Source organism: Chamaesiphon sp. VAR_48_metabat_135_sub, from assembly GCF_031418915.1.
GTDB lineage: Bacteria > Cyanobacteriota > Cyanobacteriia > Cyanobacteriales > Chamaesiphonaceae > Chamaesiphon.
In genome coordinates, this window is record NZ_JANOJV010000101.1 from 1 (window position 1) to 5,997 (window position 5,997).

General features: G+C 41.2%; 10 protein-coding genes. 6 read left to right on the forward strand and 4 right to left on the reverse strand.

Annotated elements, in window-relative coordinates; genetic code table 11:
- A partial coding sequence (locus RMO55_RS07535) for an ATP-binding protein (protein ID WP_310425469.1) occupies nt 1-723 on the reverse strand: 723 nt, incomplete at its 3' end.
- A gap of 233 nt (nt 724-956) precedes the next feature.
- On the opposite strand from RMO55_RS07535, the gene RMO55_RS07540 reads away from it, so the two are divergent.
- The 4 genes from RMO55_RS07540 (at nt 957) to RMO55_RS07555 (ending at nt 3,543) form a co-directional block, all read left to right on the forward strand.
- The gene (locus tag RMO55_RS07540) at nt 957-1,721 is read left to right on the forward strand and encodes a hypothetical protein (protein WP_310425470.1); all 765 of its coding nucleotides are present in this window, start codon (nt 957-959) and stop codon (nt 1,719-1,721) included.
- An 84-nt stretch (nt 1,722-1,805) separates the two neighbouring features.
- The gene (locus tag RMO55_RS07545) at nt 1,806-2,102 is read left to right on the forward strand and encodes a hypothetical protein (protein WP_310425472.1); all 297 of its coding nucleotides are present in this window, start codon (nt 1,806-1,808) and stop codon (nt 2,100-2,102) included.
- 127 nt (nt 2,103-2,229) lie between these two features.
- Entirely contained in the window at nt 2,230-3,249 is a 1,020-nt protein-coding gene (locus RMO55_RS07550; RefSeq protein ID WP_310425473.1) for a peptidoglycan DD-metalloendopeptidase family protein, read from the forward strand.
- Nucleotides 3,250-3,333: 84 nt separating this feature from the next.
- A complete protein-coding gene (locus RMO55_RS07555; RefSeq protein ID WP_310425474.1) occupies nt 3,334-3,543 on the forward strand; it encodes a hypothetical protein in 210 nt (69 codons plus the stop codon).
- Between the two features lie 145 nt (nt 3,544-3,688).
- Here RMO55_RS07555 and RMO55_RS07560 read toward each other — a convergent pair whose 3' ends face one another.
- The 3 genes from RMO55_RS07560 to RMO55_RS07570 are packed head-to-tail and all read right to left on the reverse strand — an operon-like array spanning nt 3,689 to nt 4,546.
- Nucleotides 3,689-4,036 carry a type II toxin-antitoxin system RelE/ParE family toxin gene (locus tag RMO55_RS07560; RefSeq protein ID WP_310425475.1) on the reverse strand — a complete coding sequence of 116 codons (348 nt, stop codon included), beginning with the start codon at nt 4,034-4,036 and terminating at the stop codon, nt 3,689-3,691.
- 4 nt (nt 4,037-4,040) lie between these two features.
- Nucleotides 4,041-4,262: a hypothetical protein gene (locus RMO55_RS07565; protein ID WP_310425476.1), complete on the reverse strand. Its 222-nt coding sequence runs from the start codon at nt 4,260-4,262 to the stop codon at nt 4,041-4,043.
- 23 nt (nt 4,263-4,285) lie between these two features.
- Nucleotides 4,286-4,546: a hypothetical protein gene (locus RMO55_RS07570; protein ID WP_310425478.1), complete on the reverse strand. Its 261-nt coding sequence runs from the start codon at nt 4,544-4,546 to the stop codon at nt 4,286-4,288.
- 234 nt (nt 4,547-4,780) lie between these two features.
- On the opposite strand from RMO55_RS07570, the gene RMO55_RS07575 reads away from it, so the two are divergent.
- Both RMO55_RS07575 and RMO55_RS07580 read left to right on the forward strand, forming a co-directional pair.
- Nucleotides 4,781-5,281, forward strand: a complete 501-nt coding sequence (locus tag RMO55_RS07575) for a DUF1269 domain-containing protein (protein ID WP_310425479.1) — start codon at nt 4,781-4,783, stop codon at nt 5,279-5,281.
- A 79-nt stretch (nt 5,282-5,360) separates the two neighbouring features.
- The gene (locus RMO55_RS07580; RefSeq protein WP_310425480.1) at nt 5,361-5,729 is read left to right on the forward strand and encodes a 2Fe-2S iron-sulfur cluster-binding protein; all 369 of its coding nucleotides are present in this window, start codon (nt 5,361-5,363) and stop codon (nt 5,727-5,729) included.
- Nucleotides 5,730-5,997 lie beyond the last annotated feature (268 nt).

Sequence of the window (5,997 nt, forward strand, 5' to 3'; positions counted from 1 at the left end):
TAAAACTATCAAACAGCGATGCGATCGAAAATGTTCGAGTAGTAGAGACAATCTAGCTTCTAAGTCTAATGGTGGTTCTGGTAAAGCCTCGATATTGAGTGAAGCGATAAGATTGCGATCGATAAATTCCACCACAGAACGCTGACAGCCTAAACTCTGCCAGACGATCTCATCAAACTCATCTTTAATATCTTCTACTAATTGTCTAGCTATGGCGGTTTTACCAATGCCAGCAGCACCGGAGATAACGACGGAGCGACATTTCTCTGTGAGTATCCAGTTTTTGAGCGAGTCTAGTTCTTGAGTGCGATCGTAAATAGGAACGAGATCTGGAATGGTTTTTAAATACTGTGGGTTGTTCGATCGATCTAATTTTCGATCGTTGTGATATTGATGATTATTTAGTGTGATCTCAGAACAGACATTCAGTGATGATATCTGTCCAAAAAATGATGAACTATTTTCAGATCGATATCGTTCGATAGTAGAGCGAAAATTTGCTTTCTTTACTTGTTCGCCTACAGCCTCAGAGATAGCCTTCCACAAGCCAGCCGCAACATCATTAATGTGAGATTGCTCACAGTAGTTATCCCTGGCTATCTGTGAATATTTTTTGCCCTGACATACGCCTTCAATAATCGATCGTTCCAAGTCGCTTAGGTGTTTATTTCGCGATGCGAAGACCAAATTGTCAGCTATTTTCAGAGCTTCGGCAATATCCATATTGAGGCGGTAGATTACATTATGCCTATTTTATCCTACTTTTTTGTAATTAAGCCCATTACTTTTGTTCCGGATCTAACCAAATATTTTATGTCACGTTTTCAGATCACAGGTTTGTAACTGCCTATTTTTTCCTATCGACGATCGACTTGAGCCTGAATATGCTTGTATTCAGGAAATGATTTAGGTAATCGATTCCGCAAGACACCCCCGATTTGCAGGATTGTTCAATAATGAAAATTAAACAGTTTCGATCTATTTTAGCAGTTGCTGTTGTAGCTGCCTCAATTACCGCAAGCATCTCACCCGCTCAGGCAATTCCTCTGGATGAAGTTTTAGACTCTGCTGGCAAATCATTCGTAAGAAGTTTCTTTGGTGGTGGGGATAAACAAGAATCATCACAATCTGGCGGCTTCAGTAATAACACACCTCAACCCCAAACAACGCCATCTAGCCTACCACAATCTGGTGGCTTCAGTAATGACACACCTCAACCGCAAGCAACTCCTCCGCAAAATAATAACTCCGCACCGTCTCCCTCAGCCCCACCACTCAGAAGAGTTTTCCGTAGTCTGCAAACAAGCTGTGTCAAAGCTAGTGGCTCCGATATGACAGGAATAGGTCGAGATGATTCAGATTCGATAGTATCTGTGGGACAGAGAGCTATCAAAGTTGGTGCAAAAGTTGCTATTAATGTCGATAGCCCCTTTCAGATGACTTGTGCCATCACGAGACATCCTACTGATGAGAAACTTAGACTTGCCCTGGCAATTCCAGATAATTCAGGTCTTGAAACTGTGAGAGTGAGTATCTATGTAAATGGACAAGAGAAATTTAGCCAGATAATTAGTCGTGGACAAGCTCGCCAAAAAGATATTGATATTACAGGTGCAAGTAGCTACGCCTATATATTACAGCCAATTGGAGTTACCTGGCTTAGTTTCAATACCAGTATTTATTTCCCTATCATGCGACAACCAATGGCAACAGTAAACTAGATTAAAAGAATAGTTAGCAATCTAAATAATCTGACATTGCATTGACAGCAAACAACTCGAATACATCAACATCAATAATCAATCATGAAAAATATTTCAACTTTATTATCAATTTTTGCTGGTATGACTGTCTTCATTCATATCGCTCCGGCTAAAGCAGAATTAGCACCTGGTATTACTTTCGATCGGCTCATAAGTTTCAATAGTAAATTAGTCATAAAAGATCGGCTCAAAGAATTCGATAAAAATCAAGACTTCTCCAACTTCTTGTCGTACAGTAATTCTCCAATCGAAGGAGCTATTTCACTGAGCGAATATTATCCAATAATTGATAACTCAGAAGTCTTCAATGCTTTTACTAGCAAGACTACTTCGTTTTAAGCTAATCACAAGCTAGATATATCAAAGCAGTTTTTACAGTAAAGTTAATTGCACCAGCAACAATTATAATTATTTGTAATATTATTTTTAATAAAACTATACTATTCATTAATCACATCTAATTTGTATGAAAAATATCAGTTTTTTATTAACATCTACGATCGCAGTTCTATCTCTAACAGCCTCGATTCGTGAAGTATCTGCTGAAACATCAGTTCGCAAAGCTGAAGAATTTAAATCAAGACAACTAATTGCTCAATCATGCCGAAATATTAATGTTCGTACTAATGGACAAAGTAGAACTTTCAATAGAGGAACAGGGGCAATAGTCTGTGGCTATCGATTCCGCTTTCAGTCTGATGGTAATTTGGTTCTCATCAATAGCTCTGGTCAAGTTCTCTGGGCAACTGGAACAGAAGGACGTGGTGAAATTTTAAGATTGCAACCAGATGGAAACCTGGTGATCTATGGTGGTGGTAGGGCACTCTGGGCAACAAATACAGATGGTAATCCTGGAGCCTTCTTTGCTATCCAGGCAGATGGAAATCTAGTAATGTACAGAAGCAACGGGCAACAAGCTCTTTGGGCCAGCAATACAGATAGTGGGCAATTCCGCACTCGTAATGCAGCAGGAGAGTGGGGTGATGGTGGTCAATCTCAAGTACAAGTTTCTCAACCCAGCCAAAATTCTAGTCAGCCAATTGCTCCGCTTACCTCTCTGAGTACAATACCAACATGTCTTTTCGGAACAGGATGTCAGGGGGGCGGTTCTCAGCATACAGGTGTTGACTATTTCATGGATGCAGGAAGTAATGTTAGGTCAATTTGCGATGGGGTTGTGGACTACTCATCAACAAACTCTGCAAATCTGAATACTATCTGGAATAGCTTTGTCATTATCAGACATAACAACTGTGGCGGCTATCAAACTCTATATGCCTATTATGGGCATCTTAATTCACAGGTATCCGCAGGACAAAATGTTCAAAGAGGTCAGACTATCGGTAATATCCAAGATCAGGGCGGTAATAGTCATCTACATTTTGGACTAGCTACCGTCAAGTTTAATAATGGGTGGGGATATCAGAATGGAAACTTAAATGCAAAAGGTTGGATCGATCCAGGAGATTTTGCCAGAAAATACTAGTGCGGACGCTCCGCGATTCTCCACGGAGAGGCTACGCCAACGAATCGATCGATCGTTCGGGAACTGGAAAAAATTCCCGAACCAATGCAACTAAGCCTTTTAGATTTTATTCGTTCTCTCGGTAATAGCTATACAGCCACAAACCAATCTGAAACAAAGTCGGTGGGAAGCCAGAAGCGCGATCCTTCAAGCAAACGCCGCACTACATCAACCCTAATCGCTGGTAAAGGAAAAACATTAGGAGATATTGTTACTCCGATCGTTGACGATCGGGATTGGGAATGTCTGCAATAATTAGTAGCAGGAAACTTTATAGAAATCGAGCTATAATTACCTGTAGGCAACTGCGAAAACGCACGCTGACGCGAACGGATGTTAGAGCATATTAAAGCAGAACGAGAGTCGATCGATCTCAGGACACTTAATATGACAGCTTTCTTTACTCAAACTCAGCTATGATATCCTCGATCTCGTTTTTCTCGATATCTTCTTGCTCTGATTTAGAATATATAGTAACTAAAATTATTCGTTCGATCGTTTTGACATAATAAATTAATCGATAGCCACTACTCTTACCTTTGTGATTATTACTATTTTTAATTCTAACTTTATAAATTTCTAGATTCAGATCGGTGATTCTGTCTCCAGGTAGTTCGCCTATTGCGATTGAGTCAACTATCGGACGAACATCATCTTTAATATTTCGATATTTCTTTTCTAGACTCTTAATCTTCTTCTGGAATTTAGCAGTTGCATCAACCTGGATAGAAATTGGTGGATCGTCCATCAAATTACTCCCACAACTTAGAAGCAGGTATCGTATTACCCGCTACAACGTCTGCCCATCCTTCTCGAAAACTTTGTGCTGGTGATTCATCATCTTCGTTATCTTCCTCTACTAGCAGAATTACTTTAATTTTCGATCCGATCGGAATTTCTACTGAATTCAAATTTAAGATCTCTAGATCCCCTGATGATGCGATTCTTGCTGGTAGTTCGTAAGCTTTCATCATGACTTTCTATTACTATCGAGATTTTAATCGATTGCTGAGACAAATTTTGCTATTGTCCTACCTTTGTATTTTAACCGATCGTAAGGAGCCAACCTGCGATCGAGTGCCAAAAACTCCCCCACCAGTTGCGGTGTCGGCGCAGAATTAGCCACCTGCATGAAAAAGTCTACCAATGCCTTAGTGTACGTCCGCCGCGGATTGGGCGATCGACTGGGCGAGTTAAAATAAGTAATAAGTAATAAATAATAAGGCGTAGGGTGTGTTTCTGCGCCAGCAAAACGCACCGATCCTCGTCCAATCGAACCTAGATGGTGCGTTACCCTTACGGGATAACACACCCTACTTTCACGAAAAATCGGAACCAGAGATCGAGTACCTCCGGTAGGCTTTGCCAACGACATAAATTTCATTTGAAAAATCATAAACAAATCTACCTTTTGAGTGATTTATTTATGAGCAATAATTGATATAACTGGAACATACAAGTTGTTAATCAAATTTATTTAAAGGGTAATCACATGAGCGATCTAATTGTTGTCGGTTTTAAAGATGAATTTAAGGCCGATGAGGTGATGAACGAACTAAGAAGGCTCCAGTCACAGTATTTAGTCGATCTAGAAGATGCCGCTGTTGTCGTCAGAACTCAAGAAGGCAAAGTTAAAATTAAGCAAGCTCAAGAACTGGTAGCTACTGGCGCAGTAAGTGGAGGTTATTGGGGACTATTACTCGGCGTGATTTTCTTCAATCCAATTTTTGCTTTAGTCGGCGCGGCGGCTGGGGCACTTTCGGGAGCATTAAGCGATATCGGGATTAATGATGATTTTATGCGCGATCTTGGTGGCACGATCGAACCAGGAACTTCGGCGATCTTTGTGCTGGTACGTAAATCTACACCCGATCGAGTCTTGGCAGATTTAAGCAAGTTTGAGGGCAAAGTTTTACGTACTTCATTATCAAAAGAAGATGAAGCAAAACTTCAAGCTGCCCTGACAAAAAGTGAAGCGTCACTAGCAATCTAATCGTAACTAAATTTGCTAGTTACTAGAAAGCTAATGACTGCAAACCGTCTCAATTTATTAGCCAAATAGGAGAATAACCATGCCAACAATCATGGCTGAAGGCAAGACTTTTGAAGTTGCCGAAGGAAGTAACCTACGAGAATCATTACTAGAACATGACATCGATCTGTATAGCAATGGCGCGCAAATCTTCAACTGTCACGGACACGGTATCTGCGGTACCTGCATGGTGAAAGTCGAGGGTACAGTCTCCGAACCAACCAAATTAGAAACGACACGGATGGCTTTTCCGCCACACTCTGGGCACAAAGATCGACGGTTATCTTGCCAAGTCAAAGTACTAGGTGATGTGCGCGTCACAAAATTTGAAGGGCACTTTGGCGAAGGGGAAGAGTCTTTCTGGACACCCGAGCAGGGATTAGTAAAAGCCACTGCAAACGTGTCATAAATAAAGATTAGGTAGGGGCAATTCATGAATTGCCCCTACCTATTCTTTATTCAATTATCTGCTTGGTGCGCCGCCAAAGTCGTTGTCTTGTCGCAGTTGTGTGGTCGGGTTCCCCGACCACACTGCACCGCTTTTTTATTCGGGGGGAACCCTAGACATAAAAACGCCGCTGTCTTGAAAAGGTGCTCTACTTGCGGCTCACCTTTGGACGGGTTCCCCGTCAAAAAAGGTGAGACAAGACGGGGAAACCCCAAGACCGCACTTTTCG